18 protein-coding genes and 3 tRNA genes are annotated in these 20,677 nt (G+C 67.2%); 20 read left to right on the top strand and 1 reads right to left on the bottom strand.

Annotated elements, in window-relative coordinates; genetic code table 11:
- Positions 1-73 precede the first annotated feature (73 nt).
- Positions 74-1,312, top strand: a complete 1,239-nt coding sequence (locus tag ABZS77_RS09080) for a hypothetical protein (RefSeq protein ID WP_354819654.1) — start codon at positions 74-76, stop codon at positions 1,310-1,312.
- A 155-nt stretch (positions 1,313-1,467) separates the two neighbouring features.
- On the opposite strand, the gene ABZS77_RS09075 is transcribed toward ABZS77_RS09080, so the two are convergent.
- Complete coding sequence (locus ABZS77_RS09075) at positions 1,468-1,794, bottom strand: GntR family transcriptional regulator (protein WP_354819651.1); 327 nt, start codon at positions 1,792-1,794, stop codon at positions 1,468-1,470.
- On the opposite strand from ABZS77_RS09075, the gene ABZS77_RS09070 reads away from it, so the two are divergent.
- The 19 genes from ABZS77_RS09070 to ABZS77_RS08980 all read left to right on the top strand — a co-directional run bounded on the left by ABZS77_RS09070 (position 1,745) and on the right by ABZS77_RS08980 (position 20,537).
- Positions 1,745-2,245: a tyrosine-type recombinase/integrase gene (locus tag ABZS77_RS09070; RefSeq protein ID WP_354819648.1), complete on the top strand. Its 501-nt coding sequence runs from the start codon at positions 1,745-1,747 to the stop codon at positions 2,243-2,245. The two genes, ABZS77_RS09075 and ABZS77_RS09070, sit on opposite strands and share 50 nt — an antisense overlap.
- Before the next feature lie 119 nt (positions 2,246-2,364).
- The gene (locus ABZS77_RS09065) at positions 2,365-4,083 is read left to right on the top strand and encodes an AIPR family protein (protein WP_354819646.1); all 1,719 of its coding nucleotides are present in this window, start codon (positions 2,365-2,367) and stop codon (positions 4,081-4,083) included.
- A gap of 409 nt (positions 4,084-4,492) precedes the next feature.
- Positions 4,493-5,593 (top strand): IS701 family transposase, encoded by a 1,101-nt coding sequence (locus ABZS77_RS09060; RefSeq protein WP_354819643.1) that lies wholly within the window; start codon positions 4,493-4,495, stop codon positions 5,591-5,593.
- Positions 5,594-6,593: 1,000 nt separating this feature from the next.
- Positions 6,594-9,119 carry a bifunctional diguanylate cyclase/phosphodiesterase gene (locus ABZS77_RS09055; protein WP_354819640.1) on the top strand — a complete coding sequence of 842 codons (2,526 nt, stop codon included), beginning with the start codon at positions 6,594-6,596 and terminating at the stop codon, positions 9,117-9,119.
- A gap of 92 nt (positions 9,120-9,211) precedes the next feature.
- Positions 9,212-9,284, top strand: a tRNA-Thr gene (locus ABZS77_RS09050).
- A gap of 24 nt (positions 9,285-9,308) precedes the next feature.
- Positions 9,309-9,381, top strand: a tRNA-Met gene (locus ABZS77_RS09045).
- Between the two features lie 132 nt (positions 9,382-9,513).
- On the top strand, positions 9,514-9,681 hold the full coding sequence (gene rpmG / locus ABZS77_RS09040) for a 50S ribosomal protein L33 (RefSeq protein ID WP_007073056.1): 168 nt from the start codon (positions 9,514-9,516) through the stop codon (positions 9,679-9,681).
- A 129-nt stretch (positions 9,682-9,810) separates the two neighbouring features.
- Positions 9,811-10,257, top strand: a complete 447-nt coding sequence (locus ABZS77_RS09035) for a MaoC family dehydratase N-terminal domain-containing protein (protein ID WP_354819637.1) — start codon at positions 9,811-9,813, stop codon at positions 10,255-10,257.
- Between the two features lies 1 nt (position 10,258).
- Entirely contained in the window at positions 10,259-10,651 is a 393-nt protein-coding gene (locus tag ABZS77_RS09030; RefSeq protein ID WP_354819634.1) for a MaoC family dehydratase, read from the top strand.
- A gap of 129 nt (positions 10,652-10,780) precedes the next feature.
- Positions 10,781-10,853, top strand: a tRNA-Trp gene (locus tag ABZS77_RS09025).
- A 212-nt stretch (positions 10,854-11,065) separates the two neighbouring features.
- Positions 11,066-11,458, top strand: coding sequence for a preprotein translocase subunit SecE (secE, locus tag ABZS77_RS09020; protein ID WP_139582414.1), 393 nt, complete (start codon positions 11,066-11,068; stop codon positions 11,456-11,458).
- Positions 11,459-11,498: 40 nt separating this feature from the next.
- Positions 11,499-12,221 carry a transcription termination/antitermination protein NusG gene (gene nusG, locus ABZS77_RS09015; RefSeq protein WP_139582412.1) on the top strand — a complete coding sequence of 241 codons (723 nt, stop codon included), beginning with the start codon at positions 11,499-11,501 and terminating at the stop codon, positions 12,219-12,221.
- 190 nt (positions 12,222-12,411) lie between these two features.
- A complete protein-coding gene (rplK, locus tag ABZS77_RS09010) occupies positions 12,412-12,843 on the top strand; it encodes a 50S ribosomal protein L11 (protein WP_354819631.1) in 432 nt (143 codons plus the stop codon).
- 77 nt (positions 12,844-12,920) lie between these two features.
- Positions 12,921-13,637 (top strand): 50S ribosomal protein L1, encoded by a 717-nt coding sequence (rplA, locus tag ABZS77_RS09005; RefSeq protein ID WP_354819628.1) that lies wholly within the window; start codon positions 12,921-12,923, stop codon positions 13,635-13,637.
- Positions 13,638-13,719: 82 nt separating this feature from the next.
- A complete protein-coding gene (locus tag ABZS77_RS09000) occupies positions 13,720-14,520 on the top strand; it encodes an ABC transporter ATP-binding protein (RefSeq protein WP_354819625.1) in 801 nt (266 codons plus the stop codon).
- A complete protein-coding gene (locus ABZS77_RS08995) occupies positions 14,517-15,206 on the top strand; it encodes a hypothetical protein (protein WP_354819622.1) in 690 nt (229 codons plus the stop codon). Before ABZS77_RS09000 ends, ABZS77_RS08995 begins: the two co-directional genes overlap by 4 nt.
- Positions 15,207-15,549: 343 nt before the next feature.
- Positions 15,550-16,095, top strand: a complete 546-nt coding sequence (gene rplJ / locus ABZS77_RS08990; protein WP_074314622.1) for a 50S ribosomal protein L10 — start codon at positions 15,550-15,552, stop codon at positions 16,093-16,095.
- A gap of 54 nt (positions 16,096-16,149) precedes the next feature.
- Entirely contained in the window at positions 16,150-16,533 is a 384-nt protein-coding gene (gene rplL, locus ABZS77_RS08985; protein ID WP_007465324.1) for a 50S ribosomal protein L7/L12, read from the top strand.
- 572 nt (positions 16,534-17,105) lie between these two features.
- The gene (locus tag ABZS77_RS08980; protein ID WP_354819619.1) at positions 17,106-20,537 is read left to right on the top strand and encodes a DNA-directed RNA polymerase subunit beta; all 3,432 of its coding nucleotides are present in this window, start codon (positions 17,106-17,108) and stop codon (positions 20,535-20,537) included.
- The last annotated feature ends 140 nt before the right edge of the window (positions 20,538-20,677 follow it).

Below are 20,677 nucleotides of genomic sequence, written 5' to 3'. Positions count from 1 at the left end.
CCTCGATGCTCATTTCTTCACTTCGCCCGGCGTTGCCGCTAGTGAGCAGGTAGCAGCCCTAGAGGCTGCGGGCGTGTCGATGACCCGCGTCGGCGAAATCGCGAGCGTTTGGGCTCCTCCCCGATTCGCGCGAGCGTTTGCGGCCGTTTCAGAGCCTGGACTGCCGTACCTTCGCCCTTATGATTCCTTCGAGTACTTGCCGGTGGCTGCTGACCGGTTGTCACTGAGTCGGAATGACGATTTAGAGCGACTGCGGCCAAGGGTTGGGACCTTGTTGCAAACCTGCTCGGGGCGCAATCTGGGCCCGTGCGCATACGTCGATGAGTATCTTTCTCAATTCGCCCTGAGTCACGACATGATTCGTATCGAAGTCGCCGACGAAGAGTTGCGAATGTACCTCTTCGCCTTTCTGAAGACACCCACGGGGCAGGCGTTGCTTCGGCGAGGTAAAAGCGGTTCTGTAATCGACCACCTGACCGTCGCGGATGTTGCTGGCGTAACTGTTCCCATGGTCTCAGGTGAAGTCCGACAGCATGTAGCACAGCTAATGGCGAGTGGCATCCAGTTAGCCGCAGAGGGTCGCGTCCGTTTGACTCGCCTTCTGGCTAAACAGGAGGAGAGTCTGCCGGTTTTGTCACGAACGAAGCCGCCTCGTGAGGGGTGGACGGTGAGGGTTGCCGATGTCGGTGATCGGCTGGATGCTGCGTATTACGACCCACTGGTCGTAGCTGCACGGGAGCAGTTGCGGACCTCTTCTGGCCTGCGCTGCGGGGACCTTGCCGAAGCCCTGTTGCCCGCTAGGTACAAGCGGTATTACGTGGCACCCGACCACGGGCGCCCAATCCTGTCTGGGCGGCAGTTGCTCCAGCTCGAACCGGTCAACCTCCGCCATGTCTCTGACCGCTCCTTCCGCGATCCAGCACAGTACGAAATTTCGGCCGGCATGACAGTTTTTGGAGCGGTGGGCCGCTCTGAGGGGCGGCAGGGAACTGTAGCCTTGGTAACCGTAGATCGCGACGGATGGCTGGCAAGCAACGACGTGATGCGGCTTAATCCCCGTCCGGGCGTCCGGCCGGGTGCTCTTTGGCTGGCGCTTGCTGCTCGGCAGACGCGGATGCAGATCAACGCCCTGTCTTTCGGCTCGGTGATTGACCACATGAACCCGTGGGACGTCGAGTCGCTGTTTGTTCCCCGAGTAGAGGAAGCCGACGCCTTGGAGGCCGAAGCTGGATGGCGAGCATTCTCCCAAGGGGCTGCTGATACCTCAGCTGCCGTGACTTTACTGGAGGCTACTCTTAATGATGGCTGGTAGCCATTGATGCCACCCCTCTTACCCCTCAGGAACTTTGCCGGCTACCCGTCTTCCCGTGGCTAGTCGACACAGGGCAGTAGCAGGCGAGCACCCAAGCGGCGGTGTAGGCGGCCCGTTGTGAGCCACGTTGGCGATGTCCCGAAATTCGGGCGCCTCTACTTGACTGTCGGAACCGGTCGGTACGTTCTGACGACCGTTTTGACGATTCCGGCTGTTCGAGTGACACTCTGTTGTTCGAGCAGCGCTGAGCCCACTTCAACAGCGAAAAGGGTTGCAAGCTCCGGATCGGCTGTGACTTGGCGCTGTTGTGTTTCCGTCTCGGGACCTCCGTCCGCTCCGCCCACGCGCCAGAGCGGATTCGCGTAAGTTCCGCGGCCGTGCTCGGTGGCCACCAAGCCTGTCTCGCGTAGTACGGCTATGGCCTGACGAATCGTGCCGCGGGCGGCCCGGAATTCGGCGGTTAGGGCGCCTTCGGTCGGCAAAGGGTGCCCGGCGGGATGGACCGATGACGGCGGCTCCCACGAGCGGCGCGGACTCAAGCACCGGGGGAGGGCTGAGACTCGGGCGGTCCCGATCCCGCCCCGGCTCGTCGAGCTGCTGTGCGCGCACGTCGAGAATCACGGGGTCGGCCCGGACGGTCGATTCTTCCGGGGCCTGCACGGTGGGCCGCTCTCCGAGTCGGTCTACGACCGGTGGTGGAAGCTGGCCCGCGAGAAGACGCTGACCGAGTCGCAGGTTGCCTCGCCGCTCGTACGCCGGCCCTACGACCTGCGGCACGCGGCGGCCTCGCTCTGGCTGAATGCCGGCGTCCCGCCGACCGAGGTAGCTCGGCGCCTGGGCCACGGCGTCGCCGTCCTGCTCCGGGTCTACGCCAACTGCATCGACGGCGGCGACGACACGATGAACGACAAGATCGGCACAGCCTTACTGTAACGCGATGTCAGTCAGATATTGGCCGCATTTGCATCCACTTTCCCTCTGTCGGGCGAAGTGTTTCTTGAGTACCGTGGAGCAGTTGCAGCAGGCGTCTTCAGCCTTTCAGGAGAGGTTACATGGATCCCCTTATCAAGGGCCTCTTTAAGGACTTCCGGGAGTCCTTCGAGCTTGAAATGATGTCGGAGTCCGACGCGTTCGAGCTATTCGCGGCGACGTTGATTCTCCCGTCTGGCCTTCTTGGGCAGACCGAGATATCAGATCTATTGCTTGATCCCGGCACGCTCGGCGTGGACGTCGCTCTTCTGGAGATCAATGGCGAGTTGATCACGAGTGCCCATGATATCGACGCCGCCTGCCAAAACAAGCGCAGCCTTGACGTAGCGGTTCATTTGCTGCAAACCAAGTCGTCGACATCGGTGGAGTCTGCCGAGATCCTGAACTTCGGCAATACCGCTAGGATGATTCTTGAGAACCGACTTCCTCCTCAGTTTTCTAAGTTGCGAGATTTATCTGCGGCGCTCCATCGGATTTTTGACGACTATGCGGGCAAGCTGGAAGACCGTCCGTCCGTTAACCTGTCTTTCGTGACGACGGCAAGCGAAGCGTCTCTTAGTGATCGCATTGCCCTCGATCGGGTGGAGGATGTTAAGCGGTCGATAGGTGAACTCGGGTTTGTAGGGGACGTGAAGTTCGCGCTTTATGGTTCCAAGGGCTTGTACGAAGCTGCAAGGCGGAGGAATCAAGCGAACCGCGCAGACATAATTCTTGAGAAGTCCATAAACCTCCCTAAGATGCCTGACATTGATCAGGCAATCCTCGGTGTCGTGACCATTAGTGAGCTTTTGAAGCTGATTCGCGACGATGACGGTTCGTTGGATGAGCCGGTGTTCTACGACAACGTCCGTGGGTTCAAAGGGAACGACAACCCCGTGAACCTCCAAATCTCCGAGACGCTGGCATCTCCGGAGCGTGCACTGCTGCCGGTGCTTAATAATGGCGTGACTGTGGTGGCTACCTCCTACTCGCCCAAGCCTGGCGATGCGGTGACGTTGTCTGGGTACCAGATTGTCAATGGGTGCCAGACCAGTCACTGCATACATCTTGCCGCGTCAGAAATGGGTGCCGACGTCAGTGACTCTGTATATGTGCCGCTCCGGATCGTCGTGACCGAGAATCAAGACATCGCGACACGGATCATCAGGGCTACGAACTCTCAGACCGCGGTCAGCGATAGTGATCTACTGGCGCTGACGAACTTCCAGAAGCGCCTTGAGGAGTACTATCAGCAAGACCAACTCAGCGTCGGTTTGACATATGAGCGAAGGTCTGGTCAGTTCTACTTCAAGGCCGTTACGCGCACTAGGATCGTTACGATTAGTGAGCAAATGCGGGCGGTTGCTGCAACCTTCCTCAACCTTCCTCACTTGGCGGCTCGGTACCCGCAGCACCTTTATGAAGAGGTTGGCGGGCGCGAGGTATTCAGGGAGGAGCATCGCCTTGCTCCGTACGTCGCGTCGGCCTATGCGGCGTACCGTCTCGAAACCGCCTTTAAGGGGTCCTTGGAGGCTGACTATAAGCCGATCAGGTACCACCTGCTGATGGCCTACAAATATCACATCCTAGGTGGCCATTCGGCTCAGTTGAATCAGCGGTCAATCGACTCGCAGAGCATGCAGCTTGTCGAGTCCTTAAAGAGCAACGATTGCGTTAACACTTTCCGAGCTGTCGCGACCAAAATCGTCGAACTTGCGGGCGGGCAAATGCCAACTCGTGACCGCCTAAAGGGAGCTCGGTTTACTCACGAGGTGGTTGCAGCCTTCGCTCGGGGAGCTTGACGTGGCAGGCCTATCGTTGCGCTGGCCTCTCACGGCGCTTGCTGGCCGAGCGGTTCGGAGCGTCGGGACTCTGCGGGGCGTGGGCAAAGGGTGGGCAGCCGAGCAGCAACGAGCGTGTGGCAGGAGCGAAACGGCTGCTCACGCGGTTTACGTCCGAACGGAACGCTGACGCCCTGTAAATCCGTCGCGAAAGCTACAGAGGTTCGAATCCTCTACCCGCCACCAGGTGCAGACACGGCCCCTGACCAGCAGAGATGCTGATCGGGGGCCGTTGTCGTTTGTCCGGCCTAGTCCGGCTGAGTCCAGCCGTCGACGACTAATACTGCAACGGCAGTAGGCGAATCGAGTTCGACTCGCGTTCGTTGGTCTGCCTGTGACGGATGTTGATGTCGATCGTTGGCATGGTGAGTTGGACCGGTTGCATGCCCGGATCGGGCCCAGGTTTCGGCGGTCGGAGCCACGGCTGCGGGTGCGTCAGTACCTGTGCGGCCTGGTGTCGGGCCTGGGTCGGAAGAATGGCTGGACCTTGGCTGAGCAGGCCGGGGATGTGTCGCCGGACGGGATGCAGCGGTTGCTGCGGTGGGCGGATTGGGACGTCGACGCGGTCCGTGACGACGTGCGGGACTACGTCGTCGAGCACCTCGGCGACTCGAACGGTGTGTTGATCGTCGATGACACCGGGTTCCTGAAGAAGGGCACCAGGTCGGCCGGGGTGCAGCGCCAGTATTCGGGCACCGCTGGTCGGACGGAGAACTGCCAGGTGGGGACGTTCCTGGCCTACCGGTCGGCGAAGGGACACGCGCTGATCGACCGGCAGCTCTACCTCCCGGCGTCGTGGACCCATGACCGGGATCGGTGCCGGGACGCGGGGATCCCGGACGAGGTGCAGTTCGCCACGAAGGTCCAGATGGCCCGGGAGATGCTGGCCCGAGCCTTGGACGCCGGGGTGCCCGTCGGGTGGGTGACGATGGACGAGGCCTACGGCCAGTCGAAATCCCTGCGGGTCTGGTTGGAACACCGGGATGTGGGTTATGTGGTCGCCACCCGCCGCAACGACGACATGATCACCACCACGATGGGTCAGGCCCGCGCGGACGATCTGATCGCTGCTCTGCCAGCGCGGGCGTGGTGCCGGCTGTCCGCCGGCGCCGGTGCGCACGGCCCGCGCGAATACTGGTGGGCGCGGGTGCCGGTGCGCATCTGCTGGCAACCGGGCCGGGGGCATTGGCTGCTCGCCCGGCGCAGCATGACGACCGGGGAGATCGCGTACTACGTCTGTTACGGGCCCCGCCGCACCCGCCTGGTCGACCTGGCCCGCATCGCGGGGGCACGCTGGGCGATCGAGGAGTGCTTCCAACAGGCCAAGAACGAAGCCGGCCTCGACGAATACCAGGTCCGTGACTGGCGGGCCTGGTACGCCCACATCACCCTGTCCATGGCCGCCCACGCCTGGCTGTCGGTCGCCCGATCCCTTACCGCAAAAGGGGACCCAGCTCAGGCGACGACATGATGATCGGCTACACCGTACCGGAGATCCGAAGACTGCTCACCGCACTCGCAGTCCGATCAACGCACCCACCAGAGCACGTCTGGGCCTGGTCCCGATGGCGCCGACGACGCCAACACCAAGCCCGAACCTGCCACTACCGACGACACGGCTACCCCTGACCAACTGCCGTTGCAGTACTAACTGCTCGATACGCCGGAGGGCTCGATCCCCGGCGCAGCTGGGTCGAGGTGGTCCACCCCGGCCCGGCTTACGTCAACAAGGCGACCCCGTGCCGGCCACTGACTAGCTCGGCGAGACCTGAACTCTGCGCCACCGCGGCGCGAGCCGTCCCGTCCGCTGCGGAAGTCCTGACCTCACCCAGTGCGCTGCGCCGGCCCGTTCGAAGGGTCACGGCGTTGTGCCACGGCCACAGCGGCGCAGCCTCGCCGCGATGGTCCCCCTCGTGGGACCTGCCCGCCGGCATGCGAGATATTGATGACGATAACCTGTTGCGGCGAGGTAGCGGCGAGTAGTGTGCGTAGCCGGGGCGGAGGGGCGCCCGGTTCGATTCAGCTGATACGTCTAGTAGGCGAGCTTTCTCTCCTAGGTCGTTTGTTGAGCGTTCGAGTGTGGGTTGATCAGCAGATCGTCTGGCCGGACGTCGTGTCTCTCCGGCTGAGCGGGTCGGCTCGGGGAGCGGTCGGCCTGATCGCGGCTGGGAAACTTTCCAGGGGGACGTCGCTATGGCACCATCGTGGAATCTCCACCCCTCACAGGCCCCCTGCCGACAGGAGCTCCAAATGTCTGGTCGAAAGTTTGGCCGGCTGCGCTTGGCGACCATCGCCCTCGCCGCGCTGGCCGTTGCTCTCCTTGGCACCCAACTTGGCAGTGCCGTCCAGGCCACGAGTATCGAGTGGGGCGCTCCCGCTGGGCACAGCGTTTCGGTTCCGAGTGGGGCGCAGTCAGTCGTCACTCGGTGACCCCGGTGTGGCGACGGCATGACTGATGACAGGGCGGTGCGGTGTCACCTAAGGCTGTCCGACGTCGTACGACCGAACATGCCTGGCTGATCACGGCACCTCTCGCCGGGATCGCCCTGGTGGGGTCGTTGGTCCTGGCGCTGTCGGTGCCGATCCGCTTGTCGGACTGGCCGACTGCGGTGGTGCTGTTGGTGGTGATGGCTGCCGCCGGCATCCCAACGCTCAGCTTCGTGGTCCGCCGCCAGGCGGTCGTGGTGACACTCAGCGAGATTCCGCTGGTGCTCGCCCTGTTCTGGCTGTCGCCACTGCTCATGGTGGTCGTCGCGACCCTGGCCGAGTTGTTCACCCAGATGCACCGCGGCTACGCGGCGCCGAAGTTCTGGTTCAACGTCGCCCGCGCGGCGGCTGGTTTCTCGGTCGCCGGGCTGGTGTTGGCCGCCCGGCCACCGCACGACGGGGTGGGGCCGGCGACCTGGGGTTCGCTCTTCGGCGCTGTCGCCGCCAACTCGCTGATCAGTCTCGTCGCCGTCGTCGGCGTGATCACTCTGCTGCAGGGTTGGCAGGGCACCCGCGAGACGACGAGCACGGCCGTCCAGGTCCTGCTGACCACCGCGTTGAACATCGCGGTCGGGATGATCATCCTGATCGCGCTGGAGACGACCCTCTGGTCGAGCCTGCTCCTGCTGGCGCTCGCGGTGGCCGGCGTTCTGCTCTACCGCTCCTACTCGCAGTTCATCCGGCAGCACCGCACGTTGGGCGACATGTACGAGTTGACCCGGGCGATGAGCGAGGCGGGTCAGGAGGGCAACCTGACGGACGCGCTGCTCGGCCGGGTCCGCTCCCTGATGCAGGCCGAGTACGCGACGCTGTGGCTTCCGGCCCAGGGTCGGCATCCGGAGGTCCTGCTGACCGCGCGCCTCGACGATCGGGGCCTCATCGACGTGGCCCGTACCCCGTCGGTGTTCCGGGAGCAGACGCGTGAGTCGGGCCGGACGATCGCGCTCGGTCGGGCCTTCGGCGGTGACCCGGCGCTGCGCGCCGCGCTCGCCGACTCCAAGATCAAGGACGTCATCGCGGTCCCGCTGCGGTCTGGGCAGGCGGTGATCGGCACGTTGGAGGTCGTCAACCGCCTCAGCGACGTGGGTCACTTCGCCCCGGCCGACATCCCCATCTTCGAGACCGTGGCGGCGCACGCCGCCGTCGCACTGGAAAATTCGCGGCTGGTCGACCGGCTGCGGCACGACGCCTACCACGACACCCTGACGCGGCTGCCGAACCGGCGGCGGATCACCGCCGCGCTGGAGGAGTCCTTCAAGATCGCCGCCCCGGGTGAGGTGGTGGCCCTGCTGCTCTTCGACGTTGACGGGCTGCGCCAGGTCAACGAGTCCCTGGGCCACGCGGCGGGGGACAAGGTCCTCGTCGAGGTCGCCAACCGTCTGCGGGCCAGCGCGCCGTCGTCGGCTCTGGTCGGCCGGGCCAGCGGCGACGAGTTCCTGGTGACACTGCGGTTGGAGAGCGCCGAGGCCGCGCTGGAGCTGGCCGGTCAGCTGCGCGACCAGATCCGCGACGAGATGGTCTTCGACGCGCTCACCCTCGACGTGAACACGGCCGTCGGGGTGGCCGTACACCCGGATCACGGCAGCGACGCGGCGACCCTTCTGCTGCGGGTGGACCTGGCGGCCACGGCCGCCAAGTCGGTGCCGGGAAGCGTGCAGTTGTTCAACCCGGGTCTGGAGTCGCGGTCGCTGCGCCGGCTGGGTCTCGCCAGCGACCTGCGCCAGGCGTTGGACCAGGACGATCTGGAGGTCTACTTCCAGCCCAAGGTGACCCTGCGGGACCGCCGGCTGGTCGGGGTGGAGTGCCTGGCCCGCTGGGAGCATCCGACGCACGGCACTGTCGCTCCGGAGGACTTCGTCGCGGTGGCCGAGCACACCGGCCAGTTGAGCCGGCTCACCGAGGTGGTGCTCCGCGAAGGGCTGCGGCGCAGCCGGGACTGGGCCGATGCCAACCAGCCGCTGCCCATCGCGGTCAACCTCGCCGCCCGTACGCTCACCGACAAGCACTTCCCGGACCGGGTGCGGGAGCTGCTGACGGAGTACGGGGTGCCGGCGCAGCGCCTCACCCTGGAGATCACCGAGTCGGGGGTGCTGGACGGCACGGACCGGCCCATCCCCACCCTGCAACGGTTGCGCGACCTCGGCGTACGGCTGTCGGTGGACGACTTCGGCACCGGCGACTCGTCCCTGGCTCACCTGCGCCGGCTTCCGGTGCACGAGGTGAAGGTGGACCGCTCGTTCGTGCAGGGCATGGCGACCGACCCGGGGGACCTGGCGATCGTCAACGCGGTGGTGACCCTCTCCCAGCAGTTCGGTCTGGCCGTGGTCGCCGAGGGCGTGGAGAGTGAGCTGACCCTGGAGCTTCTCCAGGACATCGGCTGTGAGATCGGGCAGGGATTCCTGTTCAGCCGGCCGCTGCCGTACGAGCGGTTGGCCGCCTGGTTCGGCGCTCAGGTGGACCCGGAGACGGTCTCCGCCGGGGAGCTTCCGCGCCTGCGTGTTGTGCCCTGAGCTGGGCTTGGACGATCACCGGGGATCCGATTTCACCTGCTGACCGGCGCCGTGTATTCTACTTCTGCGCGCCCCACGGGGAGTTCGCGCAGGCCCCCTTAGCTCAGTCGGCAGAGCGTCTCCATGGTAAGGAGAAGGTCTACGGTTCGATTCCGTAAGGGGGCTCGAGGGTTCAGCTGGACCCACCGCGGCGGTGTAGCTCAGATGGCAGAGCAAGCGGCTCATAATCGCTGTGTCGCCGGTTCAAGTCCGGCCACCGCTACTCTCGTCTTCCGGGCTCGTTCCCGGTGGTCGTGGAGATGGGCGCCACTGGCGCCCACTTTGCATGTCCGCGCAGTCAGCAACTAGGCTGGCGCGTCGTAGTTGTTTCCGTTAGCGAGGAAGGCACTCCGCCGTGGCGAAGGCTACCGATGTCCGGCCGAAGATCACTTTGGCGTGTGTGGAGTGCAAGGAGCGCAACTACATCACGCGCAAGAACCGGCGCAACGACCCCGACCGCATCGAGCTGAAGAAGTTCTGCCCGCGTGACGGTCGGCACACGGTCCACCGCGAGACCCGCTGATCCACGGCCGGCGTCGCGCCGGCCGTCGCTCTGACGCACTTCCGATCGCCGATCTGACCGGTACGGCGCGGCTACCGCCGCTGTCGACCGAGCAGATCGGCGATTGTGCTTTCCGTGTAGGTTCGCGACATGCCTCTGGACCCTTCCTTCGTCGGCCGGACGTACCCGCCGACCGCCCCCTACCAGGTGGGCCGAGAAAAGATCCGTGAGTTCGCCACCGCCATCGGCGCCACCGACGCGGCCCACCACGACCCGGAGGCGGCCCGGGCGCTGGGCCACCCGGACGTGGTCGCCCCGCCGACCTTCCCGGTGGTGATCACGATGGCCGCGAGCCGGCAGATCATCGAGGATCCGGGGCTGGGCGTCGACTACAGCCGCCTGGTGCACGGCGACCAGAGGTTCACGTACACCCGTCCGGTGGTGGCCGGTGACGAGCTGGTGTGCGTCAACACGATCGAGGACGTCACCACCCGGGGCGGGCACGGCTTCCTGACCACCCGCACCGACGTGACCACCGTCGGCGGGGAGCCGGTCGTCGCCGTCTGGGCCAAGTACGTCGTACGCGGGGAGGGCTGAGATGGAGCTGGCAGCCAAGACGTTCCGGGTGACCCGCGCGGACCTGGTCCAGTACGCGGGCGCCTCGGGTGACTTCAACCCGATCCACTGGAGCGACCGGGTCGCCACCAAGGTCGGCCTGCCCGGGGTGATCGCCCACGGCATGTTCACCATGGCGCTTGTCGGCCGGGCGGTCACCGAGTGGGCCGGGTCGCCCGACGCGGTGGTCGAGTACGGCGTCCGGTTCACCCGGCCCGTCGTGGTCCCCGACGACGACCAGGGCACCGAGATCGAGGTCACCGCGGTGGTCCGCGAGGTGACCGACGAGGGCCTCACGCGCCTCGATGTGACCGCCACCTGTCTGGGCGAGAAGGTGCTCTCACAGGCGCGCGCGACCATCCGGACGGCACGCTGAACCACCCCCGCCACGCGTGGCGGGGAGACCGGTTGGGAAAGTCGGGCGGCTACCCGTACACTGGTCCGCCGTGGGGCAAGTGACCCCTGCTCGGTCGTCTGTGACCGCGTGGGGCGAGTGTTGCCGCACAGGGGTGTAGCTCAATTGGCAGAGCAGCGGTCTCCAAAACCGCAGGCTGCAGGTTCAAGTCCTGTCACCCCTGCGCCTCAGGCCTGACCGTTCCCGTGGGTCGCGCCGCCGACAAGGCGGCGTCCGGCCCGTGGTGGTGGCATCGGCGGGGTGGTCCGAGGCATTCGGGCCCTCCGGTTGATCCACCGGCCGCGGCCCGTCGCGGGACGGTTTGGCCCGGCCGGCGTGACCAGCGCCGCGCACGCCACCCGGCGTGCGACCCGAGATTCCGCGACGGAGGGCGAAGTGGCCGACAACAAGCGGCGCGGCGAGGACGCCGGCGACGATCGTCTGGACGACGAGGTCGTCGACGAGGTAGCCGACGACGACGCCTCCAGCGCGGACGAGCCGGTCTCCCGGGGAGGCACCGCGACGCGGTCGCGTGCCCGCGCGGAGTCGGCGGACAGCCGGCCGACCACCCGGTCGGAGACCGGTCGGGTGGGCGTCTTCGGCCGTGTCGCCCGGTTTTTCCGCGAGGTCGTGGCCGAACTGCGTAAGGTCATCTGGCCGACCCGCAAGGAGTTGCTGACTTACACCGCCGTGGTGGTGACGTTCGTCGCGGTGATGCTGACGATCGTCGGTGTGCTGGACTACGGCTTCGCCAAGGTCGTGCTGTTTGTCTTCGGCAACTCGAGCTGACCGGCTGGCCTCCAGCCGATAGTGACGGAAGTGAGCGAGCGTGCCTGAGTACGACGAGACCGCCGGACCGGTGGACGAGCAGTCCACCGTCGCGACGGCGGCTGGTGACGAGTCGGTCGAGGCCGCCAGCGAGCCGGAGTTCCCAACGACCGAGCCCGAGCCCGACGAGGAGTACGACCCCGTCGCCGAGCTGAGGCAGAAGCTGCGCTACGCGCCGGGTGACTGGTACGTGGTGCACTCGTACGCCGGCTACGAGAACAAGGTCAAGACCAACCTCGAGACCCGGATCACGAGCCTCGACATGGAGGACTTCATCTACCAGGTCGAGGTGCCGACCCGGGAAGAGGTCGAGGTCAAGAACGGTAAGCGTTCCCAGATCCAGGCCAAGGTCTTCCCCGGTTACATCCTGGTCCGGATGGAGCTGACCGCCGAGTCGTACTCCTGCGTCCGTAACACCCCGGGCGTGACCGGCTTCGTCGGCGCGACCGACCGAGCTGACCGGCCCGCGCCGCTCTCCCTCGACGAGGTGCTGAAGTGGCTGGCGCCGGCCGTCGAGACCGAGCAGAAGAAGGCCAAGCCGGAGATCAAGGTCCTGGACTTCGAGGTGGGCGACTCGGTCACCGTCACCGACGGCGCGTTCGCGTCGCTGCCGGCCACGATCAGCGAGATCAACGCCGACCAGCAGAAGCTCAAGGTGCTGGTGTCGATCTTCGGCCGGGAGACCCCGGTGGAGCTCAACTTCAACCAGGTCGCCAAGATCTGACCGGTCGTCGGCGGCGGGCCTGGCCCGCCGCCGACGTCGGCGTACGCCCTCCCCGCTCGACCTCGGCGGAAGAGCGGGCTGCGGCCTGCGCTACTCTTGAACGTCGCCGCTGTCGCGGTGCGCTGACCGTGCGCGCCTGCCAGGGCGGTGTTCAGCCGCATTTTCCCAGCTCCAAGCCCCAGGAAGTGACATGCCTCCGAAGAAGAAGCTCGTCAAGACGTTCACGCTTCAGCTGCCGGCGGGCCAGGCCACGCCGGCGCCGCCGGTCGGCCCCGCGCTCGGCCAGCACGGCGTGAACATCATGGAGTTCTGCAAGTCCTACAACTCGCAGACCGAGTCCCAGCGGGGCGACATCGTCCCCGCCGAGATCAGCGTGTACGAGGACCGGTCCTTCACCTTCGTGCTGAAGACCCCGCCCGCCGCCCGGCTGCTGATCAAGGCCGCCGGTGTGCAGAAGGGTTCGGGCGTCCCGCAGGCCGAGAAGGTCGGCTCGGTCAGCCGCGCGCAGCTGCGTGAGATCGCCGAGAAGAAGATGGCCGACCTCAACGCCAACGACCTGGACCAGGCCGAGAAGATCATCGCCGGCACCGCCCGGTCGATGGGCATCACCGTCAACGACTGACGTCGGCCCCGCCGAAGACCCGATCGTGGGAGGGCTCGCGCCGAGCGGCCCGCCAGAGACCACAGGAGTAATCAGCAATGCAGCGCAGCAAGAGCTACCGCAAGGCCGCCGACGTCATCGACCGGTCCAAGCTCTACACCCCCTCCGAGGCCGTGAAGCTGGCCAAGGAGACCACGAACGTCAAGTTCGACGCCACGGTCGAGGTCGCCATGCGCCTCGGCGTCGACCCCCGCAAGGCGGACCAGATGGTCCGCGGCACGGTCAACCTGCCGCACGGCACCGGTAAGACCGCCCGCGTGATCGTCTTCGCCGGTGGCGCGAAGGCCGAGGAGGCTGTCGCGGCGGGTGCGGACGAGGTGGGCACCGACGAGCTGGTCGCCCGGATCCAGGGTGGTTGGCTGGACTTCGACGCGGCGATCGCCACGCCGGACCAGATGGCCAAGATCGGCCGGATCGCGCGGATCCTGGGCCCGCGCGGTCTCATGCCGAACCCGAAGACCGGCACGGTGACCATGGACGTCACCAAGGCGGTGCAGGACATCAAGGGCGGCAAGATCACCTTCCGGGTGGACAAGCACTCCAACCTGCACCTGATCATCGGCAAGGCCTCCTTCTCGGAGAGCCAGCTGGTGGACAACTACGCGGCGGTGCTCGACGAGGTGCTGCGGGCCAAGCCGTCCGCGTCGAAGGGCAAGTACCTGCGCAAGGTCATCCTGACCACCACGATGGGCCCGGGTGTCCCGGTCGACCCGAACCTGGTGAAGAACCTCCAGGAGGACTCGGCCGAGGCCTGAGCCCGACCAGTTCCCTCCGCCGGGGCGCCGCCACGACTGTGGCGGCGCCCCGGCGCGTTCGTGATGTGGCAGGCTCGACCGCATGCGGCTGGAGAACGTCTGGTTGCGGTACCACCGGCGAGGGCCGTGGGTGCTGCGCGGCGTCGACGTGCGGATCGGCCCGGGTGAGGTGGCGGTCGTGCTGGGCCGCAACGGGGTGGGCAAGTCGACGCTGCTCCAGGTGGCCGCCGGGGTCCTCCGGCCGGGCCGGGGCCGGGTCACCGACCGCCCGGAGAGGGTCGGCTGGGTGCCGGAGCGATTTCCCGCCGACCAGCCGTTCACCGTGGCCCGCTACCTGACCGGGATGGCCCGGGTGGCCGGCCTGGGTCGCGCCGCCGCCGACGACGCCGTGACCGCCTGGACGGACCGGCTCGGCCTGGCCCGGTTCCGCGCGGTACGCCTGCCGGAGCTGTCCAAGGGCACCGCCCAGAAGGTGGGCCTCGCCCAGGCGATGCTGCGCCCGCCGGGCCTGCTGGTGCTCGACGAGCCGTGGGAGGGGCTGGACGCCGCCACCCGTGAGCTGGTCCCCGAGCTGATCGACGAGGTGCTCGCCGAGGACGGCGCGGTCCTGGTCAGTGACCATCGCGGGGAGACGGTCCGGCTGCCCGACGCGCGCCGCTGGACGGTGGCCGACGGCACGCTGACCGAGGAGACACCGTCGGTGGGCGAGGCCGTCGCCGTGGTCGAGGTCGCGGTGCCGGCCGCGCGGGTCGCCAGCACCGTCGCACGCCTGCGGGCCGACGGCCATCAGATCCTTCGGGTACGCCCCGACACCTCGACCGCCGTACCCCAGCCCCAACCGTCGGCGCCGCTGGCCCCGCCGGTCGCGGGGGAGGCGCGGTGATCGCCCTGGTCCGGCTGCGGCTGGCCGGTTTCCTGCGTACCGGCCGGGCGCTGGCGCCACTGCTCGGCGGTCTCGTCGCGCTCGGCACGCTGTACGGGGGCGGCCGCGCCCAGCCCGCGGAGGCGTACGGGGTGTCCGCGGTGGTGCTCTTTCCGGTGCTCGCCTGGCAGACCAAGATCCTCCTGGACGTCGAGCCGGACGTGCAGCGCCGGCTCGCCCAGGTGACCGTCGGGGTGGCCCGGGAGCGGGCGGCGGGACTGCTCGCCGCCGGGGTGGCGGCGCTGCTGACGGTGGCCGTCGCGCTGGTCTTTCCGTGGCTGGTCGGCGGGGTCACCGGCCCGGTCGACCCGGGGGACCGGTCGGTGCCGGCCGGGCTGGCGCTGGGGCTGTGGGCGCACCTGCTGGTCGTACCCGCCGCTGTTGCCCTCGGTGCGTTGGCCAGCCGGGCCTCGGTGGGCGGCGCCGGGTACGGCGTCGCCGTGCTGGCGCTCGGCGGTGTCGGCGCGGTGGTGCTGGGCCTGAGCGGCTCGGTGGCACCCTGGCTGGCCCCGCCGATCATGGCCACGGCCCGGACGGCGGCTGGTGACGCCGCCGCGCTCACCCTGCTGGGCCTGAGCGTGTGGGCCCTGGCCTGGAGCGCCGCGGTGCTCGGCGGCTACCTGTGGCGGCGGCGGGCCCAGGGCTGACCGCCGGGGGCGCTGGTGGCCCGCCTCACCGGGGGCGATTTGGCGCTGGTGACGCGGGCGCGTACTCTTCAACAGTCATCCGTGTTCGTTACGGATGAGGAACCACCCAGAGACCGCTGGTCACCGTGCTCCGGCACGGTCGAAGGTCCCGCGACAGACGGGCGACCCGCGTAGGGCGGCAAGCGTAACTCGGCAGTGAGCATGGTCCGCCGACCGTGTCGATCCGCCGGCCCTCGCCCCGTGCGCCCTGCGCCGGGGCTTTCTCGTTGTCGCGCTGCCTCCGCCCCCGCTCCCGGCTTCGGCCGTGACGGGGACCAGCCTCGATGAACGAGAGAGGAGGGACATGGCGGACAAGCCGATCCGAGCCGACAAGGCCACGGCCGTCGCTGAGCTGACCGAGAGCTTCCGCAACGCGGGTGCCACCGTGCTGACCGAGTACCGCGGTCTGACGGTTTCCCAGCTCACCCAGCTCCGGCGCTCGCTCGGCGCCGAGACCAGCTACACGGTCGCGAAGAACACGCTGGCGAAGCGTGCTGCGACGGACGCGGGCATCAACGGCCTCGACGAGCTGTTCACCGGTCCTACCGCGCTGACTTTCGTTTCGGGCGACGTCGTCGAGGCGGCGAAGGGTCTTCGCGACTTCGCGAAGGCCAACCCGAAGCTCGTCATCAAGGGCGGTGTCTTCGAGGGCAAGGCCATTTCCGCGGCCGAGGTCACGAAGCTCGCCGACCTGGAGTCCCGCGAGGTGCTGCTGGCCAAGCTGGCCGGCGCGATGAAGGGCAACCTGAGCAAGGCCGCGGCCCTGTTCCAGGCCCCGTTGTCGAAGACCGCCCGTCTGGCGGCTGCTCTGCAGGACAAGCGCGAGAAGGAGAGCGCCGAGGCGGCCTGAGGCTGCCCCGACGCACCAAGTCTTACTTAACAGATCCAGGAAAGGACGCCAGACATGGCGAAGCTCAGCACCGACGAGCTGCTCGACGCGTTCAAGGAGATGACGCTGATCGAGCTCTCCGAGTTCGTGAAGCAGTTCGAGGACACCTTCGAGGTCACCGCCGCCGCTCCGGTCGCGGTTGCCGCCGCCGGTGGCGCCCCGGCCGCCGCCGAGGCCGAGCCGGAGAAGGACGAGTTCGACGTCGTCCTCGAGGCTGACGGTGGCAAGAAGATCCAGGTCATCAAGGTCGTGCGTGAGCTGACCGGCCTGGGCCTCAAGGAGGCCAAGGACGCGGTCGAGTCCGCGCCGAAGGCCATCCTGGAGAAGGTCAACAAGGAGACCGCCGAGAAGGCGAAGGCGAAGCTCGAGGGCGAGGGCGCCAAGGTCACCCTCAAGTGACCTGACGTTCCACAGGCGCGTGCCCCGGCTCGGTGAGCCGGGACACGATCGCGTCGCGGCGGGCGGTGATCCGACACGGATCGCCGCCCGCTGTGTTGGTGGTTCCGGCGTTCACCCGGTCTGAGCTGGGCGTCCGTCCTTCGCGCCGCGACCTGGACGAGGTCCGCGGGTCCACCTCCGGTGGGAAAGAACGGACGACCCGGATACCGGCCCTTGACGCGGCCCCGGCCTGCCAGGCACGCTGACACCAGCAAGACACCGCGCTTGCGACGGCCACAACGTGGGTAATGACAGCGGCGGCACCAACGGCCGCGGCAACCCGCGCGGCCCAGTGGGGACGTTGCGTTCTGAGCGGCCCGGCAGACCCCCGTCGAGGGGGGCCGAGGCGCGTTCCGCAAACGACCTGCGGGGTGGGCTGGACAGCGGTTAGCCTCTCGGCTACACTGCTAGTTTGCGCTGCCTTCCGACTTGACCCCTGCTCGGAAATGTCCGTTTACGGATATTTCTGGTGGGGTCATTGGAGTGCACGCGTACCAGCCGTTCTGCAGCACCGGTCCTCGGAAGGACGCATCTTGGCAGCTTCCCGCCCTGCGAAGACCAGTCGTACGTCGAGCGCATTCGCTCCCCGCCGAGTTTCATTCGGCAGGATCACCGAACACCTCGAGGTCCCCAACCTCCTTGCCATCCAGAACGAGTCCTTCGACTGGCTCGTCGGCAACGAGGCTTGGCAGGGCCGGTCGGCGGACGACCCGCACGCACGCTCGGGTCTCGCGGAGATCCTTGAAGAGATCAGTCCCATTGAGGACTTCTCCGGCACCATGTCACTCTCCTTCTCGGCGCCGCGCTTCGACGAGGTCAAGGCCTCGATCGAGGAGTGCAAGGAGAAGGACCTGACCTACTGCGCTCCGCTCTTCGTGACCGCGGAGTTCACCAACAACACCACTGGCGAGATCAAGAGCCAGACGGTGTTCATGGGTGACTTCCCGATGATGACGCCCAAGGGCACCTTCGTCATCAACGGCACCGAGCGCGTCGTGGTCAGCCAGCTCGTCCGGTCCCCGGGCGTGTACTTCGACAAGCAGCCGGACAAGACCTCCGACCGCGACCTCTCCAGCGTCAAGGTCATCCCGAGTCGGGGTGCCTGGCTGGAGTTCGACATCGACAAGCGCGACACGGTCGGCGTACGCATCGACCGTAAGCGCCGGCAGGCCGTCACGGTCCTGCTCAAGGCCATCGGATGGTCGGCCGAGCGGATCCGTGAGAAGTTCGGCTGGTCCGAGCTGATGATGACCACGCTCGAGAAGGACCACATCGCCGGCGCCGACGAGGCGCTACTCGACATCTACCGCAAGCTGCGCCCTGGCGAGCCGCCGACGCGCGAGAACGCCCAGACCCTGCTCGACAACCTCTTCTTCAACCCGAAGAGGTACGACGTCGCCAAGGTCGGGCGCTACAAGTTCAACAAGAAGCTCGAAGTGGACGTGCCGATCACCACCGGCACGCTCACCGAGGACGACATCGTCGCCACCGTGGAGTACCTGTGCCGGCTGCACGCCGGTGAGGACGGCTACGAGGCCGACGACATCGACCACTTCGGCAACCGTCGCCTGCGCACCGTGGGTGAGCTGATCCAGAACCAGGTTCGGGTCGGTCTCTCCCGCATGGAGCGGGTCGTCCGCGAGCGGATGACCACGCAGGACGTCGAGGCGATCACGCCGCAGACCCTGATCAACATCCGCCCGGTGGTGGCGGCGATCAAGGAGTTCTTCGGTACGTCGCAGCTGTCCCAGTTCATGGACCAGACCAACCCGCTGGCGGGCCTGACCCACCGGCGTCGGCTGAGCGCGCTCGGCCCGGGTGGTCTGTCCCGCGAGCGGGCCGGCTTCGAGGTCCGCGACGTGCACCCGTCCCACTACGGCCGGATGTGCCCGATCGAGACGCCGGAAGGCCCGAACATCGGCCTCATCGGCGCGCTGTCCACCTTCGCCCGGGTCAACCCGTTCGGCTTCATCGAGACGCCGTACCGGAAGGTCGTCGAGGGTCGGGTCACCGACCAGATCGACTACCTGACCGCGGACGAGGAGGACCGGTTCGTCAAGGCCCAGGCCAACGCACGGCTGAAGGCTGACGGCACGTTCGCCGAGGACCGGGTGCTCTGCCGTCGTAAGGGCGGCGAGACCGAGGACGTCGTCCCCGGCGCCGTCGACTACATGGACGTCTCGCCCCGGCAGATGACCTCGGTCGCGACCGCCATGATCCCGTTCCTCGAGCACGACGACGCCAACCGGGCACTGATGGGCGCGAACATGCAGCGCCAGGCGGTGCCGCTGGTCAAGGCCGAGGCGCCGCTCGTGGGTACGGGCATGGAGTACCGGGCCGCGGTCGACGCTGGCGACGTGGTGGTCGCCGAGGTCGGCGGTGTGATCGAGGATCTCTGCGCCGACTACGTCACCATCCACCAGGACGACGGCCACCGCCGGACGTACCTGCTGCACAAGTTCCGCCGCTCCAACGCCGGCTCCTGCGTCAACCAGAAGCCGGTCGTCTTCGAGGGCGACCGCGTCGAGGCCGGTCAGGTCATCGCCGACGGTCCGTGCACCGACGAGGGCGAGATGGCACTCGGACGCAACCTGCTGGTGGCGTTCATGTGCTGGGAGGGTCACAACTACGAGGACGCGATCATCCTGTCGCAGCGCCTCGTGCAGCAGGACGTGCTCACCTCGATCCACATCGAGGAGCACGAGGTCGACGCCCGGGACACCAAGCTCGGTCCGGAGGAGATCACCCGCGACATCCCGAACGTCAGCGAGGAAATGCTCGCTGACCTCGACGAGCGCGGCATCATCCGGATCGGCGCCGAGGTCGTCCCCGGCGACATCCTGGTCGGCAAGGTCACGCCCAAGGGTGAGACCGAGCTGACCCCGGAGGAGCGGCTGCTCCGCGCGATCTTCGGTGAGAAGGCGCGTGAGGTTCGGGACACCTCGCTGAAGGTGCCGCACGGCGAGACCGGCACGGTCATCGGTGTGCGCACGTTCTCCCGCGAGGACGGCGACGAGTTGCCGCCGGGTGTCAACGAGCTGGTCCGGGTCTACGTCGCCCAGAAGCGCAAGATCCAGGACGGCGACAAGCTCGCCGGCCGGCACGGCAACAAGGGCGTCATCTCGAAGATCCTGCCGGTCGAGGACATGCCGTTCCTCGAGGACGGCACTCCTGTCGACATCGTGCTCAACCCGCTCGGTGTGCCGAGCCGGATGAACATCGGCCAGGTGCTGGAGACCCACCTCGGTTGGGTCGCCAAGACCGGTTGGAAGGTCGAGGGCGACGACGCCGAGTGGAAGCGCCAGCTTCGCTCGATCGACGCGCACGAGTCCGTGGGTGACACCAACGTGGCCACCCCGGTCTTCGACGGTGCCCGCGAGGAGGAGATCTCCGGTCTGCTCGAGTCGACCCTGCCCAACCGGGACGGCAAGCAGCTGATCGGCCGTACCGGCAAGGCGCAGTTGTTCGACGGTCGTTCCGGCGAACCGCTGCCGGACCCGATCGCGGTCGGCTACGTCTACATCCTGAAGCTCAACCACCTGGTCGACGACAAGATCCACGCTCGTTCGACCGGCCCGTACTCGATGATCACGCAGCAGCCGCTGGGTGGTAAGGCGCAGTTCGGTGGTCAGCGTTTCGGTGAGATGGAGTGCTGGGCGATGCAGGCGTACGGCGCTGCCTACGCCCTGCAGGAGCTGCTCACGATCAAGTCCGACGACGTGCTCGGCCGGGTGAAGGTCTACGAGGCCATCGTCAAGGGCGAGAACATCCCGGAGCCGGGCATCCCGGAGTCGTTCAAGGTGCTGCTCAAGGAGCTGCAGTCGCTGTGCCTCAACGTTGAGGTGCTCTCCAGCGACGGCGTGGCCCTGGAGATGCGCGAGACCGACGACGAGGTGTTCCGGGCCGCTGAGGAGCTGGGCATCGACCTGTCCCGGCGCGAGCCGAGCTCGGTCGAAGAGGTCTGAGGTGAGCGGTCGGGGGGGGGGGGGGGGGGCCCCCCCCCCCCCCCCCCCGCGGGGGGGGGGGGGGGGGGCCCCGCCCCCCCCCCCCCCCCCCGCCGGGGTACGCCTGCCGTCAGTCCTCGTCGGACTTCGCGCCGCTCATC

It is taken from the genome of Micromonospora sp. NPDC005298 (assembly GCF_040607375.1).
GTDB lineage: Bacteria > Actinomycetota > Actinomycetes > Mycobacteriales > Micromonosporaceae > Micromonospora.
Note: the sequence above shows the minus strand (reverse complement) of the source record. Positions and strands in the feature narration are given on the sequence as shown.

Excerpts from the sequence above, each read along its gene's own strand:
- ABZS77_RS09030 (WP_354819634.1), top strand. The coding sequence starts at position 10,259 with ATGGAGCTGGCAGCCAAGACGTTCCGGGTGACCCGCGCGGACCTGGTC.
- ABZS77_RS09000 (WP_354819625.1), top strand. The coding sequence starts at position 13,720 with ATGCGGCTGGAGAACGTCTGGTTGCGGTACCACCGGCGAGGGCCGTGG.
- rplK (WP_354819631.1), top strand. The coding sequence starts at position 12,412 with ATGCCTCCGAAGAAGAAGCTCGTCAAGACGTTCACGCTTCAGCTGCCG.
- rplJ (WP_074314622.1), top strand. The coding sequence starts at position 15,550 with ATGGCGGACAAGCCGATCCGAGCCGACAAGGCCACGGCCGTCGCTGAG.
- rplL (WP_007465324.1), top strand. The coding sequence starts at position 16,150 with ATGGCGAAGCTCAGCACCGACGAGCTGCTCGACGCGTTCAAGGAGATG.
- ABZS77_RS09035 (WP_354819637.1), top strand. The coding sequence starts at position 9,811 with ATGCCTCTGGACCCTTCCTTCGTCGGCCGGACGTACCCGCCGACCGCC.
- rplA (WP_354819628.1), top strand. The coding sequence starts at position 12,921 with ATGCAGCGCAGCAAGAGCTACCGCAAGGCCGCCGACGTCATCGACCGG.
- ABZS77_RS09065 (WP_354819646.1), top strand. The coding sequence starts at position 2,365 with ATGGATCCCCTTATCAAGGGCCTCTTTAAGGACTTCCGGGAGTCCTTC.